Source organism: Microbacterium sp. C5A9, from assembly GCF_022627955.1.
GTDB lineage: Bacteria > Actinomycetota > Actinomycetes > Actinomycetales > Microbacteriaceae > Microbacterium.
On record NZ_JABXGD010000001.1, the window covers coordinates 77,502 to 100,349 of the forward strand.

The 22,848-nt window shown below is 69.8% G+C and carries 18 protein-coding genes; 12 read left to right on the plus strand and 6 right to left on the minus strand.

What is annotated here, in order from left to right; genetic code table 11:
* Positions 1-58: 58 nt before the first annotated feature.
* Complete coding sequence (locus HWD99_RS00325) at positions 59-1,576, minus strand: APC family permease (protein WP_241794216.1); 1,518 nt, start codon at positions 1,574-1,576, stop codon at positions 59-61.
* Positions 1,577-1,768: 192 nt separating this feature from the next.
* Here HWD99_RS00325 and HWD99_RS00330 point away from each other — a divergent pair, with 192 nt between their 5' ends.
* Positions 1,769-2,299: a hypothetical protein gene (locus HWD99_RS00330; RefSeq protein ID WP_241794217.1), complete on the plus strand. Its 531-nt coding sequence runs from the start codon at positions 1,769-1,771 to the stop codon at positions 2,297-2,299.
* A 27-nt stretch (positions 2,300-2,326) separates the two neighbouring features.
* On the opposite strand, the gene HWD99_RS00335 is transcribed toward HWD99_RS00330, so the two are convergent.
* Positions 2,327-3,349, minus strand: coding sequence for a LacI family DNA-binding transcriptional regulator (locus tag HWD99_RS00335; RefSeq protein WP_241794219.1), 1,023 nt, complete (start codon positions 3,347-3,349; stop codon positions 2,327-2,329).
* Between the two features lie 90 nt (positions 3,350-3,439).
* Between HWD99_RS00335 and HWD99_RS00340 the strand changes: the two genes are divergently transcribed.
* From HWD99_RS00340 to HWD99_RS00355, 4 genes are read left to right on the plus strand one after another with little or no spacing between them, the layout of a single operon-like run.
* Complete coding sequence (locus HWD99_RS00340; RefSeq protein ID WP_241794221.1) at positions 3,440-4,645, plus strand: Gfo/Idh/MocA family protein; 1,206 nt, start codon at positions 3,440-3,442, stop codon at positions 4,643-4,645.
* The gene (locus HWD99_RS00345) at positions 4,642-5,334 is read left to right on the plus strand and encodes a ThuA domain-containing protein (RefSeq protein ID WP_241794223.1); all 693 of its coding nucleotides are present in this window, start codon (positions 4,642-4,644) and stop codon (positions 5,332-5,334) included. The genes HWD99_RS00340 and HWD99_RS00345 overlap by 4 nt, the downstream gene beginning before the upstream one ends.
* Entirely contained in the window at positions 5,331-6,413 is a 1,083-nt protein-coding gene (locus HWD99_RS00350) for a Gfo/Idh/MocA family protein (RefSeq protein WP_241794224.1), read from the plus strand. Before HWD99_RS00345 ends, HWD99_RS00350 begins: the two co-directional genes overlap by 4 nt.
* Before the next feature lie 9 nt (positions 6,414-6,422).
* Positions 6,423-7,046 carry a DUF1684 domain-containing protein gene (locus HWD99_RS00355; RefSeq protein WP_241794225.1) on the plus strand — a complete coding sequence of 208 codons (624 nt, stop codon included), beginning with the start codon at positions 6,423-6,425 and terminating at the stop codon, positions 7,044-7,046.
* Positions 7,047-7,079: 33 nt separating this feature from the next.
* On the opposite strand, the gene HWD99_RS00360 is transcribed toward HWD99_RS00355, so the two are convergent.
* Entirely contained in the window at positions 7,080-8,252 is a 1,173-nt protein-coding gene (locus HWD99_RS00360; protein WP_241794226.1) for an ROK family transcriptional regulator, read from the minus strand.
* Between the two features lie 102 nt (positions 8,253-8,354).
* Here HWD99_RS00360 and HWD99_RS00365 point away from each other — a divergent pair, with 102 nt between their 5' ends.
* On the plus strand, positions 8,355-10,841 hold the full coding sequence (locus HWD99_RS00365) for a glycoside hydrolase family 2 protein (protein ID WP_241794228.1): 2,487 nt from the start codon (positions 8,355-8,357) through the stop codon (positions 10,839-10,841).
* A gap of 99 nt (positions 10,842-10,940) precedes the next feature.
* Here the strand turns inward: HWD99_RS00365 and HWD99_RS00370 are convergent, their stop codons facing one another.
* Positions 10,941-13,214 (minus strand): alpha-galactosidase, encoded by a 2,274-nt coding sequence (locus HWD99_RS00370; RefSeq protein ID WP_241794229.1) that lies wholly within the window; start codon positions 13,212-13,214, stop codon positions 10,941-10,943.
* Positions 13,215-13,374: 160 nt separating this feature from the next.
* On the opposite strand from HWD99_RS00370, the gene HWD99_RS00375 reads away from it, so the two are divergent.
* The 6 genes from HWD99_RS00375 to HWD99_RS00400 all read left to right on the plus strand — a co-directional run bounded on the left by HWD99_RS00375 (position 13,375) and on the right by HWD99_RS00400 (position 21,084).
* Complete coding sequence (locus HWD99_RS00375; RefSeq protein ID WP_241794230.1) at positions 13,375-15,081, plus strand: ABC transporter substrate-binding protein; 1,707 nt, start codon at positions 13,375-13,377, stop codon at positions 15,079-15,081.
* Between the two features lie 52 nt (positions 15,082-15,133).
* Positions 15,134-16,123, plus strand: a complete 990-nt coding sequence (locus tag HWD99_RS00380; protein ID WP_241794231.1) for an ABC transporter permease — start codon at positions 15,134-15,136, stop codon at positions 16,121-16,123.
* 61 nt (positions 16,124-16,184) lie between these two features.
* The gene (locus HWD99_RS00385) at positions 16,185-17,210 is read left to right on the plus strand and encodes an ABC transporter permease (protein ID WP_241794232.1); all 1,026 of its coding nucleotides are present in this window, start codon (positions 16,185-16,187) and stop codon (positions 17,208-17,210) included.
* A complete protein-coding gene (locus HWD99_RS00390; protein ID WP_241794233.1) occupies positions 17,207-18,097 on the plus strand; it encodes an ABC transporter ATP-binding protein in 891 nt (296 codons plus the stop codon). Before HWD99_RS00385 ends, HWD99_RS00390 begins: the two co-directional genes overlap by 4 nt.
* Positions 18,094-18,990, plus strand: a complete 897-nt coding sequence (locus HWD99_RS00395; protein ID WP_241794235.1) for an ABC transporter ATP-binding protein — start codon at positions 18,094-18,096, stop codon at positions 18,988-18,990. Before HWD99_RS00390 ends, HWD99_RS00395 begins: the two co-directional genes overlap by 4 nt.
* Before the next feature lie 48 nt (positions 18,991-19,038).
* Entirely contained in the window at positions 19,039-21,084 is a 2,046-nt protein-coding gene (locus tag HWD99_RS00400; RefSeq protein ID WP_241794237.1) for a beta-galactosidase, read from the plus strand.
* A 79-nt stretch (positions 21,085-21,163) separates the two neighbouring features.
* Here HWD99_RS00400 and HWD99_RS00405 read toward each other — a convergent pair whose 3' ends face one another.
* Positions 21,164-21,853, minus strand: a complete 690-nt coding sequence (locus tag HWD99_RS00405; RefSeq protein ID WP_241794239.1) for an aspartate/glutamate racemase family protein — start codon at positions 21,851-21,853, stop codon at positions 21,164-21,166.
* 129 nt (positions 21,854-21,982) lie between these two features.
* Positions 21,983-22,837: a fumarylacetoacetate hydrolase family protein gene (locus tag HWD99_RS00410; RefSeq protein WP_241794240.1), complete on the minus strand. Its 855-nt coding sequence runs from the start codon at positions 22,835-22,837 to the stop codon at positions 21,983-21,985.
* Between the last annotated feature and the right edge of the window lie 11 nt (positions 22,838-22,848).

Genomic DNA, 22,848 nt, shown 5'->3' on the forward strand with positions numbered 1-22,848 from the left:
CGGTACGACGAAGGGGGCGGATGCCACGGCATCCGCCCCCTTCGTGTCCCGCGATGGGTCAGTCGCGTGTCGTCTCATCGCCGAGACGCGGTGCCCCCGTCTCGTCGGCACCGTGTCCGATGCGCGCGTAGACCGCGGGCCTCGTGCGGCGCAGGCGCAGGCCCCAGAGCGTGGCGCCGATCGAGGGGAGGAGGATGACCGCGGGCAGGATGAATGACGTCGGCGTCGTGGCCTGCTGGCCGAGCAGCACATCCCAGTTCACCAGGATCAGCACCCACACCGTGCCGAGGGCGAGGAACGAGATCACGGGGGCGATGAGGCGACTGCCGACGCCGACATCACGCGGGTCGCGACGGAAGAAGCCGACCACCGCGACCGAGACGAGCACCATGAGCAGCACGAGACCGAACGCGCCCAGATTCGTCAGCCACGTGAACAGGGTCAGCACGGCGAAGGGGCCGTTGGCCGGATCCCACCCGAGCTCGCCGATCGCGAAGCCCACGATGACCACCACCGCGATCGCGGTCTGCAGCACGGAGCCCGCCCACGGCGCACCGCTCTCGGCGCGGATGGCGCCCAGACCGCGCGGGAGCACCCCCTCTCGACCGAGGGAGAACGCATAGCGCGCCACGGCGTTGTGGAAGCTGACGACGGCGGCGAACACGCTCGTGATGAAGAGGATCGACATGATGTCGACCCAGATCCCACCCAGCGCGGAGGAGACGAAGTCGAAGAACAGCGGCGGACCCGCCTCTTCCGGGGCGATGCCTCCGGGATCGAGGATCTTGTCGGGGCCGATCGCGAGCGCGAGCGCCCACGAGGAGATCGTGTAGAAGACGCCGATCACTCCGACCGCGAGGAACGTGGCGCGGGGGATCGTGCGCTTCGGGTTCTTGGACTCCTCGCCGTAGATGGCCGCCGACTCGAATCCCATGAACGCGGCGATGCCGAACGCGAGCACGGCACCCACCCCGGGCACGAACAGCGATGCGGGGGTCACCGGCGCGGCCGTGAGCTCTTCGGCCGGATTCGCGAAGGCGACCACATCGAAGACGATCACCACGAGGAACTCGAGAGCCACCAGCACCCCGAGCACTTTCGCCGACAGATCGACGCGATTCACCCCCATCACCCCGACGATCGCTATGCCGATCAGCACCCAGACCCACCAGGGCGTCGCGAGCCCCGTCTTCGCCTCGATGAGCGACGAGACCTGGAATCCGAACATGCCCCAGATGCCGACCTGCATGGCGTTGTAGGCGATGAGCGCGAGCACCGAGGCGCCGATGCCCGCCGGTCGACCGATTCCCTGAGCCACATAGGAGTAGAAGGCGCCGGCATTCGTGACGAATCGGCTCATGGCGGCGTACCCGACCGCGAAGACCGCGAGCACGGCGGCGAGCACGACGAATCCGAAGGGCACCCCCAGCACATGGGTCACCGAGAACGCGCTCGTCGACCCGCCGGCGATGACCGTGAGGGGCGCGGAGGCCGCGACGATCAGGAAGGCGACGGCCGGCACGCCCAGGCGGCGGTGCGCCTCGGTGCGGGTCGCCGCCGTGACGGAAGAGGACATGGCAGCTCCTTCGATGCAGGTGCGGCGCTCGCCGCATGACCATGCTCGCGTCACGAGCGCACAGCGGGTTGTCGCGGCGAGCACGGGACTTGCCTCAGCGGGCACGGCTGCGCGGTCGGCCGATGGCGCGGGCGAAGGACGCTGCAGGATGGGACGCGCGTCGGGGCTCGGCGCCCGTTCGAAGGAGACCGCATGCTCGCCGGGTTCCTGCACGGCGCCGGGCTGGTGCTCATGGTGCTGCACGCGGCGATCGTCGCGCGAGAGCGGACGGGTCGTCGTCGGGTGCAGGTCTGCGCCGAGACGCTGATGATCGTCGCGATGATCGACACCGCGGGCGGTCGCTGGCTCGCGCCCGTGTACTGGCTCGGGCTCTCGCTGCTGGTGGCGATGGGTCTCGTGCTGGGCTCGTCCCGGTCACCCGCCAGCGGCAGAGGCGGACGCGCACGAGTCGACGGTGCGACGGCGCATGCCTCGCTCGGACTGATCGTCATGGGGGTGCTGCTGATCGCCATGCCGTCCGCGAGCGGGGGCGGGCACCCGCACGCGCTGCACGATCACCCGGCGACGGCATGGTCGGTGACGGGGCTCGCGATCATCGGCGCCGCGGCGTTCGCTGTCGCTTCGGTCGCGATCGCGGTGGGAGCCCGGCGCGGTCGAGGGCGCACCGGGCCCGCGCTCATGGCAGCCGCCGTGGGCGCGATGGCCCTTCCGCTCGTGCTCTGAACCGGCGGCGGTCTTAGGCGACAGCCGTCAGGTGGAGGCGCGGACGACGAGACGGGTGGGCAGCACGATCGGCCCTCCCGACAGCTCGCCTCCCGCTGCGGCGTCGGCGAGCGCATCGACCGCCGCCGCGGCCATCTCGCGGATCGGCTGTCGGACGGTCGTGAGCGCGGGGGTGAGCCAGCGCGCGCCGCGAAGGTCGTCGAACCCCACGACCAACACGTCGTCGGGGATGCGTCGTCCGGTCGCGGACGCAGCCGCGTACACGCCCGCGGCCAGCTCATCGGAGCACGCGAACACACCCAGGCGCTCGCCGGGGGCGAGGTCGCGCAGCAGCGGGATCACGGCGTCGCGCGCCGAGGAGCTGCGCCACTCGGCCTGGACGACCGTGGCTGCGGAGCCGGGGAGGGCCTCGCGGAGCCCCTCGCGGAAACCGGCGTGCCTGGTGCGACCGTAGCGATAGCGGGGGAGGCCGAGCAGCACGGCGAACCTCGTCGCGCCGCGCTCGACGAGGTGTGCGGCGGCGGAGCGGCCGCCGTCGTGATCGGTCGTGTGCACGCGGGTGAGACCGCGCGGGGCATCGGAGCGCGGATCCATGAGCACGACCGGGATCGATGCGTCGGCGAGAGCGCTCAGCTGCGGTGCGGTGGGGGAGATCAGACCGAGCACGACGCCGGCCGAACCGCGTCGACGGATGCGCAGCGGCCAGTCGTCGTCGGGGGTGTCACGCTCCTCGGTGAGGACCAGATCGTATCCGGCGTCGGCGGCCGCGGTGCGTGCGCCCGCCGTGACCTCGGCGGAGTAGTCGTCGTCGTACGAGCCCAGGACGAGATCCAGGAGTCGCGCCGACCCGAGAGGGCGGCCGCCGACCGACGGCTCGCGCACGTAGCCGACCTCGCGGGCGACGGCGTGCACGCGACGCCTGGTCGCCGAGGCGAGGTCGCCCCGGCCGTTCAGGGCACGGGAGGCCGTCGCGATGCTCACCCCGGCGGCGTCGGCGACCGCCGCGAGAGTCGCACGCCGCGGCGCTGCGGGGTCGTCGACAGGGGGCATCGCCCCACTCTCGCCCAGCGCGCGGTTTTGCGCAAACTTCTCGACGGTGACCACTGCGGGTGGCATCGTCGGATGCGGAAAGGTGACACGATGACGAGCACACCGCCGCTGCGGATCGCGATGATCGGCACAGGCTTCATGGGCAGGATCCACTCGCAGGCCTGGAGCACGGCTCCGAGGTTCTTCGACCTGCCGTTTCAGCCGCAGAGCGCACTCATCGTCGGGCGCCGCCAGGACGCGACGGCGGATGCCGCGGCCCGCTGGGGGTGGGCGGAGCACTCCCTCGACTGGCGCGATGCCGTGGAGCGCGACGACATCGACGTGATCGACATCTGCACGCCGGGAGACACGCACGCGGAGATCGCGCTGGCTGCGCTCGCCGCGGGCAAGCACGTGCTGTGCGAGAAGCCGCTGGCCAACACCGTGGCCGAGGCGCAGCAGATGACGGCAGCCGCTCTCGAGGCATCCGAGCGCACCGGTGCGGTGGCGATGTGCGGCTTCAGCTATCGACGCACCCCGGCGCTCGCCCTCGCGCGGCAGCTGATCGCCGAGGGGCGGATCGGCGAGATCCGCCACGTGCGCGCCCAGTACCTGCAGGACTGGCTGAGCGATCCCGATTCCCCGCACACCTGGCGCCTCGACCGCGATCGCGCAGGAACGGGCGCGCTCGGCGACATCGGGGCCCACAGCATCGACACCGCGCAGTGGCTCTCCGGACAGCGGATCGCATCGGTCTCGGCCGCGCTGCGCACGTTCGTCGGATCGCGCCCCCGGCGGTCGAACGTCGAAGGGCTCGGCGGCAGCGCGGCCGACATCGCCGATCGGCTGCCGGTGACCGTCGACGACGCCGTCGCGTTCACGGCGCACTTCGACGGAGGCGCGCTCGGGGTGTTCGAGGCGACTCGGATGGCCACGGGTCGCCGCAACGCCAACCGCATCGAGATCAACGGCGATCGCGGATCCATCGCGTTCGACTTCGAGCGCATGAACGAGCTCGAGGTGTACGACGCGACGCAGGATGCCGCCCAGGGGTTCCGCCGCGTGCAGGTCACCGAGGCGCAGCATCCGTACGCCGGTGCCTGGTGGCCCGCGGGCCACGGCCTCGGCTACGAGCACCTCTTCACGCACCAGGTCGTCGACTTCGTGCGGGCGGTGGCCGGCGAGCAGTCGGCGACGCCGGGGTTCGCCGAGGCCGCTCAGGTGCAGCGGGTGCTCGACGCCGTCGAACGCAGCGCCGCACACGACAGCATCGGCACCCCCGTCGATGCCGATCCCACCGAAGGAGATCTCCGATGACACGCACCGCTCTCGTCGTCCGTGGGGGGTGGGAGGGACATCACCCGGTCGAGGCGACCGACTCGTTCCTCCCCTTCCTCCGCGAGAACGACTTCGACATCGTGATCGAGGACGACCCTGAGGTCTATGCGGACGCTGCCCGCATGGCCGAGGTCGACCTCGTGGTGCAGTCGGTGACGATGTCGCAGTGCTCCGCCGAGGCCGTGCGCGGACTGCGTGACGCGGTCGCCGCCGGCACGGGACTCGCGGGCTGGCACGGAGGCGTCGCCGACTCCTTCCGTGCGAGCGCCGACTACCTGCAGCTCGTCGGCGGGCAGTTCGCCACGCATCCGTCCCGGCATCCCGACCTGATCGTCGGCGATCAGACCGACAACTATCTCGAGCACACGATCGAGATCACCGAACTCGGGCGCACCCATGAGATCACCCTCGGCGTCGAGGACTTCACCCTCGTCACCGAGCAGTACTGGGTGCTGCACGACGACCTGATCGACGTGCTCGCGACCACCACGCATCCTGTGCAGCCGTACCATCCGTGGCATCGGCCCGTCGTGTCGCCCGCGATCTGGACGCGCGAGTGGGGGCGGGGCAGGGTGTTCGTCTCGACGCCGGGGCACAGCCTCGACGTCCTGCGCCAGAGTGACGTCCGCACCGTCATCGAGCGGGGGATGCTGTGGGCGGCGCGGTGACCGGGATCGGCATCGTCGGCCTCGGCGTCATCTCGGAGCAGTACCTCGCGACCCTGCTGTCGGCACCGGCCGTGCGCATCGTGGCGGTCGCCGATCTCGACGCCGACCGTGCCCGTGCGGTGGCCGAACGCATCCCCGGATGCCGAGCCCTGGCCTCCGCGCAGCTGTTCGAGGACCCCGAGGTCGATGTCGTCCTGAACCTCACCGTGCCGGCCGCGCATGCCGAGGTCGCGCTCGCCGCGATCGCGCAGGGCAAGGCCGTCTACGGCGAGAAGCCGCTCGCCGCGACCTTCGCCGACGCGATGCGGGTGATGGATGCCGCGGCTGCCGCCGGTGTCCGTGTCGGAGCGGCGCCGGACACGGTGCTCGGGACCGGCCTGCAGACGGCCCGCGCGGCGATCGACGACGGGGTGATCGGCGTCCCCACGTCGGCCACGGCGATGTGGATCTCGGCCGGTCATGAGGCCTGGCATCCGCATCCGGACTTCTACTACCGAGAGGGCGGAGGGCCGCTGCTCGACATGGGGCCGTACTACGTGACGGCGCTGGTGCAGCTGCTCGGTCCGGTCGAGTCCGTGTCGGGAGCCGCATCGCGGTCACGCGACGAGCGCGTCATCGCCTCGGGGCCGCGAGCCGGCGAGACGATCCCCGTCGAGGTCGACACCCATCTCACGGGCATCCTGCAGCATCGCTCCGGCGCGATCTCGACGGTGACGATGAGCTTCGACGGCGTCCGCTCCGACGCCCCGCCGATCGAGGTGCACGGCACCGAGGGGTCGCTCATCGTGCCCGACCCCAACGGCTTCGCCGGAGAGGTGCGCGTGCATCCTCGCGGTGGGGAGTGGGACGTGCTCGAGCCGTCGGCCGGGTTCGAGGATTCCGGGCGCGGCGTCGGCCTGATCGACTTCGCGAGAGGGGAGGGGCGTGCCGACGGCGCGATGGCCCTGCACGTCCTCGAGGTGATGTCGGCCCTGTCGACGTCGGCGCGGTCGGGGGTGAGGGAGGCCCTGTCGACCACGGTCGAACGGCCGACGCGCGTGCCGCTGACCGCCGCGAGCGTCTGGCGTGCACAGGCGTAGCCTGGGCGCATGACCACCACAGCCCGCACGGCCCTCGAGGTCGCCGACTGGCGCCGCCGCGTCTTCGCCCTGTACTCCACGGTGCGGCACGCCGACTCCCCCGAGGAGGCGCACGAGCTCTGGCGCATCGAGCGCGATGAGCTGATGCTGCACCATCCGGCGACGCCGCTGCTGCCCGACGACCGCCTCCTGTTCGAAGGGCTGCCGATCGCCTCGTACGATCCGGCCTGGCGCTTCGAGCTTCCGATCCTCGATGCCGAGCCCGGGGGATTCGACTTCGCGACCGGCACCGACGGGGTGGTGCCCTTCGAGCGGGTCGGCAGGGTCGAGATCCCTGACACGGGATCTCTCGACGTCTGGCGGCTCACGACCTATGGCGGCGGTCTGTTCATCCCGGTGCGCGACGCGCTGGTCGGCACACCCGGAGGCACGTACGGGGGAGGGCGCTACCTGGTCGACACGATCAAGGGCGCCGACCTCGGATCCGACGCGCATCGCGGCACGATCGTGCTCGACTTCAACTTCGCTTACAACCCCTCGTGCGCCTACGATCCCGCGTGGGCGTGCCCCCTCGCGCAGCCGGGCAACGTGCTCGACGTCGCCGTGCCGGTGGGCGAGCTCTACGGCGAGTGACCGGGGCAGCGCGCTGTTCGGCGCGGGGAGGACTCAGAAACGCAGCAGACTGCGGATGGCCAGCACGGCCCCGGCGCGTGCCCACTCCGTGAACTCGAAGGGCTGTACGTCGAGGGGCACGGGCAGGGCGCTCGGCAGTCGTGTGGCCTCGATCGTCTGCACGACGCGCTCGCCCTGAAGCTCCATGACGGCCAGGCCGTCGCCGGTGAGGACGATCTTCTGGGGGTCGAGACCGTTCACGACCGTACCGATGATGATCCCGAGCGCGCGCGCCGCGTCGTCGAAGGCGCGAAGCGCGATCGGGTCTCCTGCCCGCGCTCGCGAGACGGCGGCGTCGTAGTCGAGGCCGTCGTCCGTCTCCTCGTCGGCGTCGCTGATGGCCTGCACGATGCACGCGCTCGGCAGGTAGGCGCTCGCGCAGCCGCGGTGACCGAGCCCGCACTCGGGCCCGGTGGTGTCCACCAGCAGGTGGTCGAGCTGGCCGGCGCGACCGTTGTGCCCGGTCACCACCCGCCCGTCGACCACGAGTCCGAAGCCGATGCCGGCACCGACGGTGACGAGCGCCAGCGACTCGCAGCCGGCGCCGGCGCCGAACCAGTGCTCGGCGGCGGTCAGCGCGCGCACGTCGTTGTCGGCCGTCACCGGGATGCCGAGGCGCTCGCTGAGGAGGGCGGCCAGGGGGACATCACGCCAGCGCAGGAAGAACGAGGCGATCACGATCTGCTGTCCGTCGACGGTCGCGAGGTCGCCGGCCAGGCAGACGCCGGCCGCGTGGATGTCGCTGAACGTCTCGGAGAAGCGCGCGTGGATCCTCGCGATCTGGTCGACCGTGTCCTGCACCGAGTTCGACACCAGAGGCTCCTCGACCGAGGCGACCAGCCGCGCGCCGAGGGTGGTCACGACGGCGAACACCGCGTCGCCGGTGAGCTTGATGCCCAGAAGGTGATGCGCGTCCTCGCTGACCACGAGCATCTCGCTGGGGCGACCCATCGCTCCCCGCAGGGTGATCTCGTCTTCCGCGATCAGGGAGTGCTCGACGAGCAGGCGGGTGGCTCTGGTCATGCTCGCCCGCGACACCTGGAGACGTCGCGCCAGCTCGGCGCGGGGGAGCGGGCCGTGGATCAGCAGCTCGCGCAGCGCGCCGCGCTCGACACCGGTGAGATGGGGCCAGGTGCGCATCTCCGCGCCAGGGTCGTGCTGGGTCACCTGTCCTGCTTTCGGTTCTTCGACACCCGGATCATACCTCCGGGCTATACTGGTGTCACTTTGTAAACTTAGGTAATAAAGTCGCTCAACGCAAGGACGCTCATGGCACTTCGACCTCTCCACGACAACTGGACGCTCACCGCGGTCTCGGGTCCGATCCCGGCCGACATAGCCCTCGACACGACAGCCGCGACCGTGCCCGGCTGCGTGCACACCGATCTTCGCGCGGCGGGGCTGATCGCCGCGCCGTTCGACGGTGACAACGAGTCCGCGCAGCAGTGGATCGGCAGCACCGTCTGGCGCTACGAGACCGAGTTCGACTGGCACGACGACGGGTCGGATCGTCACGACCTGGTCGCCGACGGACTCGACACGGTCGCGACGATCGAGGTCAACGGGCGGATCATCGCCGAGACCCAGAACCAGCACCGGGGCTACCGCTTCGATCTCGGCGCAGACCTGCGCGACGGCGTCAACACGCTCGCGATCACCTTCGCGGCGCCGGTCGACGAGGCGGAGTCGCGCAGCGCCGAGCACGGACCGCGTCCGCATGTGAACCATCACCCCTACAACGCCCTGCGCAAAGCCGCGTTCAACTTCGGCTGGGACTGGGGGATCGACTTCGCCACCAGCGGCATCTGGCGGCCGATCGGCCTCGACAGCTGGTCGGGCGTGCGGATCGCCGCGGTGCGGCCGCTCGTCGACCTCGCTCGCCGCGAGGGCGGAGTCGACGGGGTGCTCGAGGCGCACATCGACCTGGAATGGTCGGCGGTGTCGACCGGAGAGCCGGTTCTCGTGACGGTCGGCGTCGGCGGAGCGAGTGTCTCCGAGCAGGTCACCCAGGGCACGACCGAGGTCGTCGTGCGCGTCGAGGTTCCCGACGTGCGGCCCTGGTGGCCGATCGGCCACGGCGACCAGCCGCTCTACCCCGTCGAGGTCGCGCTGGATCGTGCCGGCGAGGCGGCGGACCGCTGGGCGTCGCGAGTCGGATTCCGCACGGTGCGGGTCGACACGGCCCCGGATGCCGAGGGCGCGCCGTTCACCCTGATCGTGAACGACGAGATCGTCCAGGTGCGCGGCGCGAACTGGATCCCCGACCACGCGTTCGTGACCGAGATCGACGCCGACCGCTATCGGCGTCGCGTCCGCGACGCCGTGGAGGCGAACATGAATCTCCTCCGCGTCTGGGGCGGCGGCATCTACGAGTCCGACGACTTCTACGCCGCGTGCGATGAGGAGGGCCTCCTCGTCTGGCAGGACTTCCTGTTCGCCTGCGCCGCCTACGCCGAGGAGGACTGGCTCGCCGACGAGATCGAGGCCGAGGCCAGACAGGCGATCGTGCGGCTCAGTCCGCACCCCTCGCTCGTCATCTGGAACGGCAACAACGAGAACATCTGGGGGCACGAGGACTGGGGCTGGAAGGAGCCGCTCGACGGTCGCACCTGGGGGCTCGGGTACTACCTGTCGCTGCTGCCGTCGCTGGTCGCCGAGCTCGACCCGACGCGGTTCTACTCCCCGGCCAGCCCGTACTCCTTCGACGAGGAGATCCATCCCAACGACGAGTCCCACGGCACCATGCACATCTGGGACGTGTGGAACACCCTCGACTACTCCGAGTACCGGCGCCACCGTCCGCGCTTCGCCTCGGAGTTCGGATTCCAGGGCCCGCCCGCGTGGACGACCCTCGTCGACGCGGTGCACGACGAGCCGCTCGACCCGTACGGTGCGCAGATGCTCGTGCACCAGAAGGCCGCCGACGGCAATCTCAAGCTCGAGCGCGGAATGACCGGGCACCTGCCCGAGCCGCGGTCGATCGAGGAATGGCACTGGGCGACGCAGCTGAACCAGGCCGCCGCCGTGCGATTCGGCATCGAGCACTTCCGTTCGCTCTCACCGCGCAACACCGGCGTGATCGTCTGGCAGCTGAACGACAGCTGGCCCGTCGTGTCGTGGGCGGCGGTCGACTTCGAAGAACGGCGCAAGCCGCTCTGGTTCGCGCTGCGCGACGTCTACGAGCCGCGTCTCGCGACGTTCCAGCCGCGCGAGTCCGGTCTCGCCCTCGTCGTGCTGAACGACACGGACGACGCGTGGCAGGGCGAGGTCACTCTGCAGCGGACGACGTTCGACGGCCGCGTGCTCGCGCAGTCGGTCACGGCGCAGTCGATCGCGGCCCGGGGCGAGGCGACGATCGTGCTCGACCCCGAGCTCACGGAGTATGCCGACGCCGCGGGGGAGATCGTCACCGCACGCCTCGACGGGTTCGCCACGGCCGTGCACAACCCCGTCGAGCTCGTCGCGCAGAGGCTGGATCCGGATGTGCTCGACGTCGACGTCCTTCCCGCGGCAGGCGAGCCGGGGGTGACGCTCGTGCAGGTCACGGCCCGGGCGTACGTGCGCGACATCACGCTCCTCGTCGACCGGTACTCGGCCGACGCGACCGTCGACCGGGGACTCGTCACGCTCCTCGCCGGTGAGTCCGCGGTGTTCCGCGTCCGCAGTGCGGGTGGCGGAGAGCCGGAGAGTCTGCGGGATCCTGCCGTGCTGCAGCACGGCAACGCGCTGCTGCGCGGGCGCACAGCCGCGCAGTAGACGACACCTCGGAGGGTGTCTCGCCCGGCCGATCGCGACGAGCGACCGGCCGGGCGATTCTCGTGCCTCAGGCTGTTCGCCCGCGTCGCACGGAGACGGTCATACCCGGACGAGGTGCAGCACCACGGCCTGAGCGGGCCAGAACGGCGGGATCTGCAGGCCCACGGTGCCCAACACCGCCCCCGGCAGCGTCACGCCTGCGGATTTCAGCCACTCGGGTGTCGCGAACCCGTGCGGCGCGGCTCCGATCTCGTCGCGGACCCGGAGCCGATACCGGCCGTCGGGGTCGAGTCCGTGCAGTCGGATGCGCTCGGGCAGCGAGTCCTCGAGCGTCGCGACGCTCGCGATCGTGAACACGGCCTCCGATCGGTCGACGCTCACGGCGCCGACGACCCGGAGCGCGGGGTCGCGCACGTCGGCGTGCACGGCGGTTCCGGTGTGGATCGTGGTGCGGAGCTCTTTGTAGAGTGCCGCCCACCGGCGCAGGACCTCGAGCTCGTCGGGGGTGCAGTCGGCGATGTTCCACTCGAACCCGGCAGAGCCCATCAGGCTCGTCGCGAGACGGAACGCGAGCGACGTCGTGCGGCCGGACGAGTGCGCGGTCGTCGGACCGACGTGCCCTCCGACCAGTTCGGGGGCGAGAAGCAGCTGGGTCCAGCGCTGGATGTCCTGCCGCTCGACCGGGTCATTCGAATCGCTCGCCCACACCCGGTCGGCGACGCTCAGCACACCGAGATCGCTGCGCGCTCCTCCCGACGAGCACGACTCGATCTCGAGACCCGGGTGACGCGACTTGAGCTCGCCGATCATCCGGTACGCGGCGAGCGTCTGGGCGTGCGTGCCCGGTGCGCCGCCGTGCTCTGCCTCGACCAGGTCGCGATTGTGGTCCCACTTGATGAAGTCGATGCCGAGCTCGGACACCAGCGCGTCGATGCGGCCGATGATGTGCTCGTAGACCTCGGGCCGCGCGATGTCGAGCACGTACTGCGACCGCCAGGAGAGTCGCGCCGGGGTCGGCAGGTGATCGGCGGGATGCAGCAGCCAGTCGGGATGCTCACGGGCGAGGTCGGAATCGAGGTTGATCATCTCGGGCTCGAACCAGAGTCCGAATTCCATGCCGAGCTCGTGCACGTGATCGGCGAGCGGAGCGAGCCCGTCCGGCCACACCGCGCGATCGACGATCCAGTCGCCGAGGCCGCTCCTGTCATGGCGTCGGCCGAGGAACCATCCGTCGTCCAGCACGAACCGCTCGACTCCCACGTGCGCCGCGCGGTCGGCGAGCGTCTGCAGGAACGCCGGATCGTGGTCGAAGTACACCGCCTCCCACGTGTTCAGCACGAGAGGCCGCGGGCGGGTCGGATGCTGCGGGCGGGTGCGCTGGAATCGATGGAACCGCTCGGACAGCCCGTCCAGGCCCGCGCCCGACCACGCGAAGTACGCGGTGGGCGTCGTATAGGTCTCGCCGTCGCGCAGTGTGACCTCGCCGGTGCGCAGCAGCTCGCCCGCGCCGAGGACGTCGACGGAGTCCGGCATCCGATCGTTGCGATAGGTGACATCGGCGCTCCAGCCCAGGTGCACGCCCCACAGCTCGCCCACACGGTCGCGCGGGGCATCGATCGAGACGAGGTAGAGCATCGGGGAGTCGTGCCCGCCCCGGCCGCGCCTGGTCTGCCGCACCGTCGATCCGCGGGGGATCGACCCCGTGTGCGGAACCTTCTCGCGGGTCCATCGGCCCGCGAACGTGGTCAGATGGTCGACGGCCTTCGGGGTCGGGAGGGTCGCTTCGAGCCAGCCGATCGAGAGTCCGTCGACCGAGCGCCCGCCGCCCACATCCTCGTTCCCCGTCGCGGTCAGCGAATGCTCCACCGTGACGACTCCGCCGACCTGCATCGCGATGGTCGACGTGAGGCGCATGCCGTTGCGCGTGTCGTCGGCGACGATCGAGAGCGCGTGCGCGTCGTCGTCGACCGCGCAGTCGATCCGATCCCACCGCGGGTGCACGGGGAGCCCTCCCCGTGAGACGGCGAGCCCAGGTCGCCCGGCCCATCCGTCGCGGTCCACCGGCAGGATCGACGCCTGCCAGGCGGCGTCGAGATCTCCCGCGCCGTGCTGGCGGCTGACCGCCGAGGCCAGATCGACGAGCTCATCGGCGGTCGGGGACCCGAGGTCGGCCCCCCAGAACAGCACCTGAGGCAGGCTCGGGGCGACGTCGTCGGGCGCGCCGCCCGCGGAGTTCTCGACGAGCAGGGAGACGCCGTCGCGGCGGAGATGGGTGAATCGCACAGCGGTGTTGCGGTCGTGTCGCACGGCGTCAGTGCTGTCGTGTCGCACAGCGTCAGTGCTGCGCGAGGGGGGAAGTGCGAGGTCGGTCATGGTGCCCTTTCGCGGCTGAGTGCGCTCGGAGTGCTTCTCGGAAAACGCTTGACGGACATAGTTTAGCTAAGTAACAATGGGGCCGGAAGGTGAGATTCCTCGATCACCACCACACAGTCGGCGCCGACAGCTCTCAGCGGACGCGCCTGAGAAAGGACCAATGATGTTCCGCAGAAAGCACGATGCTCGACCCTCCGCGCGGCTCTGGATCGCGGGTGCCGCGGCCGCTGCGACCGCCACGCTCCTGCTGTCGGGATGCGCCCCTGCAGGAGGGGGATCGTCCTCGTCGTCGAGTGCAGACACCCTCGTCGCCTACACCGGCCAGTCCGGCGACTACCAGATCAACTTCAACCCGTACTCGCCCTCGCAGATCGGCGGGATCGGCACGATCTACGAGTCCCTCTTCTTCGTCACGAACGTGAACAACGACCCCTACGTGCCGCTGCTCGGCACCGAGTACACATGGAACGACGACGGCACGCAGCTGACCGTCGCGATCCGCGACGGAGTCACCTGGTCGGACGGAGAGGCGTTCACCGCGGCCGACGTCGCGTACACGTTCCAGATGCTCCTCGACACCCCGTCTCTGAACAACGGCGGGTTCGACGGCACCGTCGAGGCCGTCGACGACACCCAGGTGGTGTTCACCTGGGACTACCCGGCATTCGTGAGCGGGCCGACGCTGCTCGGCCGCACCCCGATCGTGCCCGAGCACATCTGGTCGGGGATCGACCCGACCACCGACGTCATGGCCGAGCCGATCGGAACCGGACCGTACACGCTCGGCAACTTCAAGCCCCAGGCCTTCACGCTCGAGTCGAACCCGGACTACTGGGACGGCGAGCCCGCGGTGAAGGCCGTGCGCTACCTCTCCCTGTCGGGGAACACCGCGGGCGCCGATGCGCTCAAGGCCGGCACGATCGACTGGCAGACGGGCCCGGTGCCCGACATCCAGAACGTGTCGACCACCTACCCCGGCTACGACGCCATCACGATCCCGCAGAACCAGGTCGCGCTGCTCACCTGCTCGAACACAGAGCTCGGCTGTGTCGGGCCCCAGACCGATCCGGCCGTGCGGCAGGCGATCTACGCGGCGCTGAACCGCGACCAGATCAACTCGCTGGCCTTCCAGAACACCGCGAGCGAGATCTCCCCGACGCTCGCGCTCACCACCACGCAGAAGGACCTGATCTCCGCGGCCGTGGCCGAGCCCGTCGCACCGAGCACGCCCGACCCCGAGGGTGCCGGCGAGATCCTCGAAGCGGCCGGCTGGGCGAAGGGCGCCGACGGGATCTATGCCCGCGACGGTGAGACGCTCGCGCTGACCGTCGAGGTCGTGACCGGATGGACCGACTACATCACGGCGATCGACACGATGGCCCAGCAGCTCAAGGCCGCGGGCATCGAGCTCAAGGTCTCGCAGTCGTCGTGGAACGAGTGGACCGACAAGAAGGGCAAGGGCACCTACCAGCTGGCGATCGACTCGCTCGGCCAAGGCGCGGCATCCGACCCCTACTACCTCTACGACAAGTACTTCAACACGGAGTTCACGGCCCCCGTCGGCGAGGTCGCCCCGCAGAACGTCGCGCGATTCAGCGACCCCGACGTCGATGCCGCGCTCGCCGTGCTCAAGGCGACGGACCCCGCGGACACCGCCGCGCGCCAGGCGCAGTTCGACATCATCCAGGCCGAGATCGTCACCTCGATGCCGTACATCCCGGTGCTGACCGGCGGCACGACGAGCGAGTTCCACGCCGACAAGTTCACGGGCTGGCCGACGCTCGACGACCTCTACGCGTTCCCGGCGATCTGGGCATCGCCCGACAACGCGCAGATCTTCAAGTCGCTGAAGCCGACGGGGGAGTGAGCGTGATCGCCGCCGCGAAGGAACGCGTGGGTCGGGACGGAGGACGGACGCCGTGAACTATGTCGTTCGAAAGCTGGGGTTCTACCTCGTCGCCCTGTGGGCGGCGCTGACCCTGAACTTCCTGATCCCCCGGCTGCTGCCGGGCAACCCGGTCGACATCCTGCTCGCGAAGCTGCAGCAGAGGGGTGGCATCGTCACCCCGGCGACCCGCGATGCCTACGAGCTCCTTCTCGGCGGCGACTCCGACCAGCCGCTGCTCCTGCAGTACTGGAACTACCTCGTCAACGTCTTCCGGGGCGACCTCGGAGTCTCGGTGAGCTACTTCCCCACGCCGGTGACCGAGGTGATCAGCACCTCGCTGCCGTGGACCATCGTGCTCGTCGGGGTGGCGACGGTGCTCGCCGCGGTCATCGGCGTCACCCTCGGCGCGATCGTGGGGTGGAAGCCGGGCACCTGGCTCGACTCGCTGGTGCCCGCCACGACCCTGCTCGCCGCCGTGCCGTACTTCTGGCTGGCGCTGATCCTGGTGTACTTCTTCGCGTCGACGCTCAAGATGTTCCCGTCGCAGGGCGGATACGACGTGGTGCTCGATCCGGGGTTCAGCTGGGAGTTCATCGGCTCCGCGATCCAGTACGGGTTCCTTCCGGCGCTCACGATCGTCATCGCGTCGGTCGGCGGGTGGCTGCTCGGCATGCGCAACATGATGGTGTCGACGCTGTCGGAGGACTACATCGTCACCGCACAGGCGAAGGGGCTCACGCCCGGACGCATCCTCCGCAGCTACGCGGCCCGCAACGCGGTGCTCCCGTCGATCGCCGGCTTCGCGATCTCGCTCGGGTTCGTCGTGTCGGGCTCCATCGTCACCGAGCAGGTGTTCTCGTACCCGGGCATCGGATCGAAGCTGCTCTCGGCCGTCACGAACAACGACTACGCGCTGATGCAGGGGCTGTTCCTGTTCATCACCCTCGCCGTGCTCGGCGCCAACCTGATCGTCGACCTGTTCTACGGCATCATCGATCCGCGCACCCGGGTGAACGCATGAGGCGCTCGACGATGACCGCGGACTCCGCATCCACGCTCCACCCCTCGGAAGGATTCGGCGAATGACGAACCTCTCACCTCGGACCGAGCCCACCGTCGCCGATTCGACGATGACGCTCGCGACCGCTCGGGCGGAGCGGGGCAAGCCGCCGCGGTCCGCCTGGCGCATGATGCTGCCGACCATGACGCCGTGGCTCGCCTTCGGACTCCTCCTCATCGGCGGCATCACCCTGTTCGGAGTCATCGGACCCCTCTTCGTGCAGGATCCGACGACCATCCGCGACACGGGTCTGCAGCCGCCGAGCGCCGAGCACATCCTCGGAACCACGCAGACGGGGCAGGACGTGTTCGCACAGCTCGCCCACGCGACGGCCGGATCCCTGCAGATCGGTCTGATCGTCGGTGTGCTGGCGACGCTGCTCTCGGCGTTCTTCGGCATCCTGGGTGCCTACATCGGCGGTTTCGCCGACGAGGCGTTCTCGCTGTTCTCGAACGTGTTCCTCGTCATCCCGGGGCTTCCGCTCGTGATCGTGATCTCCGGCTTCGTGCCGCAGGAGCAGCGCGGTCTGTGGACGATCGCGGTCGTGCTCGCGATCACGGGGTGGGCGGCATCCAGCCGTGTGCTCCGCGCGCAGACGCTGTCGATCCGCAACCGCGACTACGTCGCCGCATCCCGGGTCGCAGGAGAGAAGGCCGGACGGGTGATCGCGGTCGAGATCCTCCCGAACCTGCTCCCCGTGCTCGCCTCGCAGTTCGTGTTCGCCGTGATCGCGGCGATCCTCGGCGAGGCGGGACTCTCGTTCCTCGGTCTCGGCGCCTCGAACTCCTCGACGCTGGGCACGATGTTGTTCTACGCGCAGAACGGCTTCGCCCTGTCGCTCGGCGCCTGGTGGTGGTTCGTGCCGCCGGGACTCATCATCGCCCTGTTCGGCATGGGGCTCTCGCTCGTCAACTTCTCGATCGACGAGATCATCAACCCCAAGCTCAAGAACGTGCGGCTGCACCGTCGCCGCGCGCGGATCGCGGCCCGCGAAGAGCGCGCCGTCGCCGCCCGCGAGACCCGCGAGAGAAAGGCCCTGGCATCATGACACTCACCGAAGCACCCCCGCGCCGATCCGAGCGGGCGGCGGTCATCAGCATCGACGACCTCTCGGTGGTCTACGAGGTCGAGACGCCGGTCACGGCGGTGAAGAACGCGAGTCTGACGCTCGCCCCCGGTGAGATCCTCGGGCTCGCGGGGGAATCCGGATGCGGCAAGACGACGCTCGCCTATGCGATCAACCGGCTGCACAAGCCGCCGGCCCGCATCGCCTCGGGGACCATCACGTTCCACGACCGCGACGGCTCCGACCTCGACCTGATGGCGCTGGAGGACGACGAGCTGCGGGCCTTCCGCTGGACGAAGCTGTCGATGGTCTTCCAAGGGGCGATGAACGCGCTCAACCCCGTCACGACGATCAAGGCGCAGCTGTGCGATGTGCTGCTGACGCACCGGCCCGAGCTGTCGAAGCGGCAGCGCGTCGAGCGGGCGGGCGACGTGCTCGAACGCGTCGGCGTCGATCGGGCGCGGCTGCAGTCGTACCCGCACGAGCTCTCGGGCGGCATGCGGCAGCGCGTGATGATCGCGATGGCGATGCTGCTCGAACCCCAGGTCATGATCATGGACGAGCCGACCACGGCGCTCGACGTGGTGGTGCAGCGCGACATCCTGCGTGAGATCGTGCGCCTGCGGGACGAGCTCGATTTCGCGGTCATCTTCATCACCCACGACCTCCCGCTGCTGCTGGAGATCAGCGACCGCATCGCGATCATGCTGCGCGGCGAGATCGTCGAGCTCGGCACGGCCGAGCGCATCTACCGCGAGCCCGAGCACGAGTACACGCGACAGCTGCTGTCGTCGTTCCCGAGCCTCAGCGGGTCACGCGGCGGCTTCATCCGCACCGGAGACGACGAAGGACAGGGGGACCACCGATGACCACCATCCGCGTGTCCGAGCTGACGAAGGACTACACGATCAAGAAGGGACTCGGACGCAGCGCGTTCCGCGCCGTCGACCGGGTCTCGTTCGAGCTGGTCCCGGGGCGCACCGTCGCGCTCGTGGGGGAGTCGGGGTCGGGCAAGTCGACCATCGCGCGCATCCTGTCGCGGCTCGAGAAGCCGTCGGGAGGACGCATCGAGGTGACGAGGGACGACGGCACGCCGGTGCCCCGTTCGCTCTACCGCCAGCACGTGCAGATGGTGTTCCAGGACCCGTTCGCGTCGCTCAATCCCTTCCACACGATCGAGCACCACATCGCTCGGCCGATCCGCATCCATCACCCGGACCGCAATGCTCGCGCCGTGCACGAGAAGGTGCTCTCGATGCTCGAACGGGTCAACCTGCACCCTGCGGATGACGTCGCGGCGCGCCGGCCGCACGAGCTCTCGGGCGGACAGCGGCAGCGCGTCGCGATCGCCCGGGCGCTGGCGCCGGGTGCCGAGGTGCTCATCGCCGACGAGCCCGTCTCGATGCTCGACGTGTCGATCAGGCTCGGGGTGCTCAATCTGCTGGGCCGGCTGCAGCGAGAAGACGATCTGGCGCTGCTCTACATCACCCACGACCTCGCCACCGCCCGGCACTTCTCCGATGAGATCCTCGTGCTGTACCGCGGACGCATCGTCGAACGGGGTCCGGCCGACGACGTGATCCTCAACCCCCAGCACGCGTATACGCGCCTGCTCGCCGTCGCCGCTCCCGACCCGGAGAAGATCGGCAAGGTCGTCTCGGGCGAGGTGGTCACCGACCGGTCGACGCTCGACAACACCGTGTGCTTCAACCACTACACGCAGTCGTGGGAGTCGGCGGATCGGGAGCCCGCTCATGCCTGACCGCGGCGTGGGTTCGTGCACCGACCCGGCTGCGGAGGGGGATCGCGGATGACGTCCAGCACCGAACCCGTCGTCGCGGCGCGACGCCGATCGACCCCCTGGCCGACCGAGGGGATCTCCTTCGGCGGCGACTACAGCCCCGAGCAGTGGCCGTGGGAGGTGGTGCTCGAGGACATGGCGCTGATGCGCGAGGCCGGGGTCACCCTCGTCACGCTCGGCGTCTTCTCCTGGGCGGTGCACGAGCCGCGTGAGGGGGTCTTCGACTTCTCCTGGCTCGACCGCATGCTCGACCTCCTGCACGAGAACGGCATCGCTGTCGACCTCGCGACGCCCACGGCCGCCGTGCCGATGTGGCTGCACCGGCTGCATCCCGAGATCCTCCCGCAGGACCGGAACCGGCATCCGCTCGCTCCCGGCGGTCGCCTCGGCTGGTGCCCGTCGTCGCCCGTGTTCCGCGGGTACGCGCTGCGCATCGTCGAGCGACTGGCCGCGCACGTCGCCGGCCACCCGGCCGTGCGACTGTGGCACGTCAGCAACGAGCTGGGCGGGGGGAACGCGCGCTGTCACTGCCCCGTCTCGAACGCCCGATTCCGGGAGTGGGTCGAGGCGAAGTACGTCACCGTCGACGCGCTCAACGCCGCGTGGGGCATGTCGTTCTGGGGCAACACCTACTCGTCGTTCGAGGAGGTGACGTCGCCCTGGGGCGAGACGGCGCACAACCCCGGCCAGCTCCTCGACTACGAGAGGTTCTCGTCCGACGAGCTGCTCGACCACTACCGCGCCGAGAAGCAGGTGCTGCAGCGGCTCGCCCCCGGCGTGCCGGTGACCACGAACTTCATGGTGGGTCTCGGCCCCGACGTCGTCGACTACACGCGCTGGGCCGACGAGATGGACGTCGTTGCCAACGACCACTACACCTTCGGGCCCGACCCTCTGCGCCACCAGGACCTGGCTTTCAGCGGCGATCGCATGCGCGGACTCAGTGCCGGCGGCCCCTGGATGCTCATGGAGCACGCCACGGGAGCCTCGAGCTGGCATCGCATCAATCAGCCCAAGGAGCCGGGGGAGCTCGCCCGGCACGCGCTCGCCCATGTGGCCCGCGGCTCGGACAGCGTCATGTACTTCCAGTGGCGGGCCTCGCGATCGGGCACCGAGCAGTTCCACTCGGCGATGCTCCCGCACTCGGGCCCGCAGAGCCGCGTCTTCCGCGATGTGGTCGATCTCGGGGCGCAGCTCGAGGCGCTCGCCGAGGTGCGAGGCACCACCGTCGCGCCCGCGGACGTGGCGATCCTCCACGACAACGAGGCCGGATGGGCGCTGAAGTCGGGGTTGAAGCCGATCAACGACCTCCGTTACGCCGACACCGCCCGGGCCGTGCACAACGCCCTGTTCGCTCGGGCGGTGACGGCTGATGTCGTCGCCCCCTGGGCCGCTCTCGACCCCTATCGGCTGGTCGTCGTGCCCGGGCTGTTCCTCGTGTCCGACGAGAACGCGCGCGCCGTGCACGACTTCGTCGAAGCCGGCGGCACGGTGCTCGTCACCTGGTTCTCCGGCATCGTCGACGAGGTCAACACCGTGCGCCTCGGCGGGTATCCGGGAGCATTCCGGGCGATGCTCGGCGTGACGAGCGAGGAGTTCTCCCCGCTCGACGCCGACCAGGCGCTGCGTCTGGACAACGGCTGGACGGTGCGCCGCTGGGCCGAGCGACTGCGCGAACCCGAACCCGACGACGGCACCGAGGTGCTGGCGCGTCACACCGAGGGACCCCTCGCCGGCGGGCCGGCTCTCACCAGGCGTCGCGTCGGCGCGGGATCGGCCTACTACCTGTCGGTCGATCTCGACCCGGAGAGCCTGGGAGCGCTCGTCGACCGACTGCTGGCCGAGAGCGACATCGAGCCGACCGCTGTCGTCTCACCGGGCGTGGAGGCCATGCGGCGGGTCGGCGACGGCGTCTCGTATCTCTTCCTCATCAACCACTCCGCCGAGGAGGGGCGGGCCGAAGCCTCGGGCGTCGACCTGCTGACCGGGGTCGAGTATGCGGGGACCGTGTCGGTTGCCGCGGGAGCCGTCGCGGTCATCCGGGAGGCTGCCTAGGGCGTGTCTCCCATTGGGCGGACTCGTGTCGTGAAGACTGCGCCGCGGGAGCTCGCGTTGGGGTTGCGGGAAGATGCTGTCAGAGGCCTGCAGCTTTCAGAGCAGCCGCGACGTGTAGCGCGGTCGTCGGGAACACCGGTACTGGTGCGTCCTGCTGCGTGATGAGGAGCTCGATTTCGGTGCATCCGAGGATGATTCCTTCGGCTCCGGCGGCGACCAGGTTCGCGATGACGTCGCGGTACCTCTGTCGTGACTCTTCGGTGACGATGCCCAGCACCAATTCGTCGTAGATGATGCTGTGCACCGTCGCTCGATCCTCAGCGTCCGGGATCACGGCGGTGATGCCGTGCAATGCGAGGCGTTCACGGTAGAAGGCTTGTTCCATCGTGAAGGCGGTCCCGAGCAGGCCGACCGTTCGCAGATCTGCTGCGCTGATCGCTTCTGCCGTCGTGTCTGCGATGTGCAGGAACGGAACGCGGATCGCGTCGGTGATCCGGTCGGCGACCAGGTGCATCGTGTTCGTGCACAGGACGACGAGCCCTACGCCGGCGGCCTCAAGACCCTTCGCATGGGCGGCGAGGACCGCGCCCGCCGCTTCCCAGTCACCGGAGGCTTGCAGCGCTTCGATCTCGGCGAAGTCGAGCGAGTCCAACAGGACGGGGGCGGAGTGGAAGCCGCCAAGCTCTTGCCGGACCTTTTCGTTGGCGAGCCGATACCAGTCCAACGACGACTCCCAGCTCATGCCACCGAGCACGCCGATCATCTGCATGCGTACATGCTATCGACGGAGCCCAGGGCGTGGATCACATCAGTCGGATCCCGGTGCGATACCGCGAACCCCGTCGACCTCACACACTCAGACTGCCGCGAGCCCCACCACCGATAGGGGAGACGCGTCCTAGACGACCGCGTCCACCAGGCGCTGTCGCTGGGCGCCCAACCCGTCGATGCCGATCTCGACGACGTCACCCGCTCGCAGATACGGGAACCGCCCCGAGAGGGCCACGCCCTGAGGTGTGCCGGTGTTGATGAGGTCGCCGGGTTCGAGCACGAGGTACTGCGACAGGTGGTGCACGATCTGAGCGACGGTGAAGATCATGTCGGCCGTGTTCGAGTCCTGCCGCGTCTCGCCGTTGACGGCCGACCAGAGGCGCAGTGCCTGCGGGTCGACCTCATCGGCGGGCACGAGAGCGGGGCCGAGCGGGTTGAATGTCTCGGCGTTCTTGCCCTTCGACCACTGGCCGCCGGACTGCTCCACCTGGAAGGCGCGCTCCGACACGTCGTGCGACACCACGTAGCCGGCGACGTGCGTGAGCGCCTCTTCCGGGCTCGAGAGGTACCGCGCTCGCGTGCCGATCACGACGCCGAGCTCGACCTCCCAGTCGACCTTCTCGGCGCCCGGCGGGATCAGCACGTCGTCGAAGGCTCCGACGACCGTGTTGGGGTGCTTGTGGAAGAGGATCGGCACGGTCGGCGGGGCATCCCCGGACTCGGCGGCGTGGGCGGCGTAGTTCTGCCCGATGCAGAGCACGGCCTGCGGGCGCGCGATGGGGGCGCCGACCCGCAGCAGGTCGGCCCCTTCGAAGACGGGCAGGTCACCGGCATCCAGGGCCGCGCGAGTCCGCGCGATGCCGTCGCCTGCGAGGAAGGCCCCGTCGATGTCGGGTGTCAGGGAGTCGAGACGCAGGATGCGGCCGTCGTGGCGCACTGCGGGGGTTTCGGTGCCGGCGTCGCCGAGGCGGAGGAATTCCATGGGTGTTGCTC

Bases quoted from the DNA above. Each gene is read 5' to 3' on its own strand.
- HWD99_RS00330 (WP_241794217.1), top strand. From the start codon at position 1,769: ATGCTCGCCGGGTTCCTGCACGGCGCCGGGCTGGTGCTCATGGTGCTG.
- HWD99_RS00365 (WP_241794228.1), top strand. From the start codon at position 8,355: ATGGCACTTCGACCTCTCCACGACAACTGGACGCTCACCGCGGTCTCG.
- HWD99_RS00345 (WP_241794223.1), top strand. From the start codon at position 4,642: ATGACACGCACCGCTCTCGTCGTCCGTGGGGGGTGGGAGGGACATCAC.
- HWD99_RS00410 (WP_241794240.1), bottom strand. From the start codon at position 22,837: ATGGAATTCCTCCGCCTCGGCGACGCCGGCACCGAAACCCCCGCAGTG.
- HWD99_RS00375 (WP_241794230.1), top strand. From the start codon at position 13,375: ATGATGTTCCGCAGAAAGCACGATGCTCGACCCTCCGCGCGGCTCTGG.
- HWD99_RS00385 (WP_241794232.1), top strand. From the start codon at position 16,185: ATGACGAACCTCTCACCTCGGACCGAGCCCACCGTCGCCGATTCGACG.
- HWD99_RS00325 (WP_241794216.1), bottom strand. From the start codon at position 1,576: ATGTCCTCTTCCGTCACGGCGGCGACCCGCACCGAGGCGCACCGCCGC.
- HWD99_RS00335 (WP_241794219.1), bottom strand. From the start codon at position 3,349: ATGCCCCCTGTCGACGACCCCGCAGCGCCGCGGCGTGCGACTCTCGCG.
- HWD99_RS00400 (WP_241794237.1), top strand. From the start codon at position 19,039: ATGACGTCCAGCACCGAACCCGTCGTCGCGGCGCGACGCCGATCGACC.
- HWD99_RS00370 (WP_241794229.1), bottom strand. From the start codon at position 13,214: ATGACCGACCTCGCACTTCCCCCCTCGCGCAGCACTGACGCTGTGCGA.
- HWD99_RS00355 (WP_241794225.1), top strand. From the start codon at position 6,423: ATGACCACCACAGCCCGCACGGCCCTCGAGGTCGCCGACTGGCGCCGC.
- HWD99_RS00390 (WP_241794233.1), top strand. From the start codon at position 17,207: ATGACACTCACCGAAGCACCCCCGCGCCGATCCGAGCGGGCGGCGGTC.
- HWD99_RS00340 (WP_241794221.1), top strand. From the start codon at position 3,440: ATGACGAGCACACCGCCGCTGCGGATCGCGATGATCGGCACAGGCTTC.
- HWD99_RS00395 (WP_241794235.1), top strand. From the start codon at position 18,094: ATGACCACCATCCGCGTGTCCGAGCTGACGAAGGACTACACGATCAAG.
- HWD99_RS00405 (WP_241794239.1), bottom strand. From the start codon at position 21,853: ATGCAGATGATCGGCGTGCTCGGTGGCATGAGCTGGGAGTCGTCGTTG.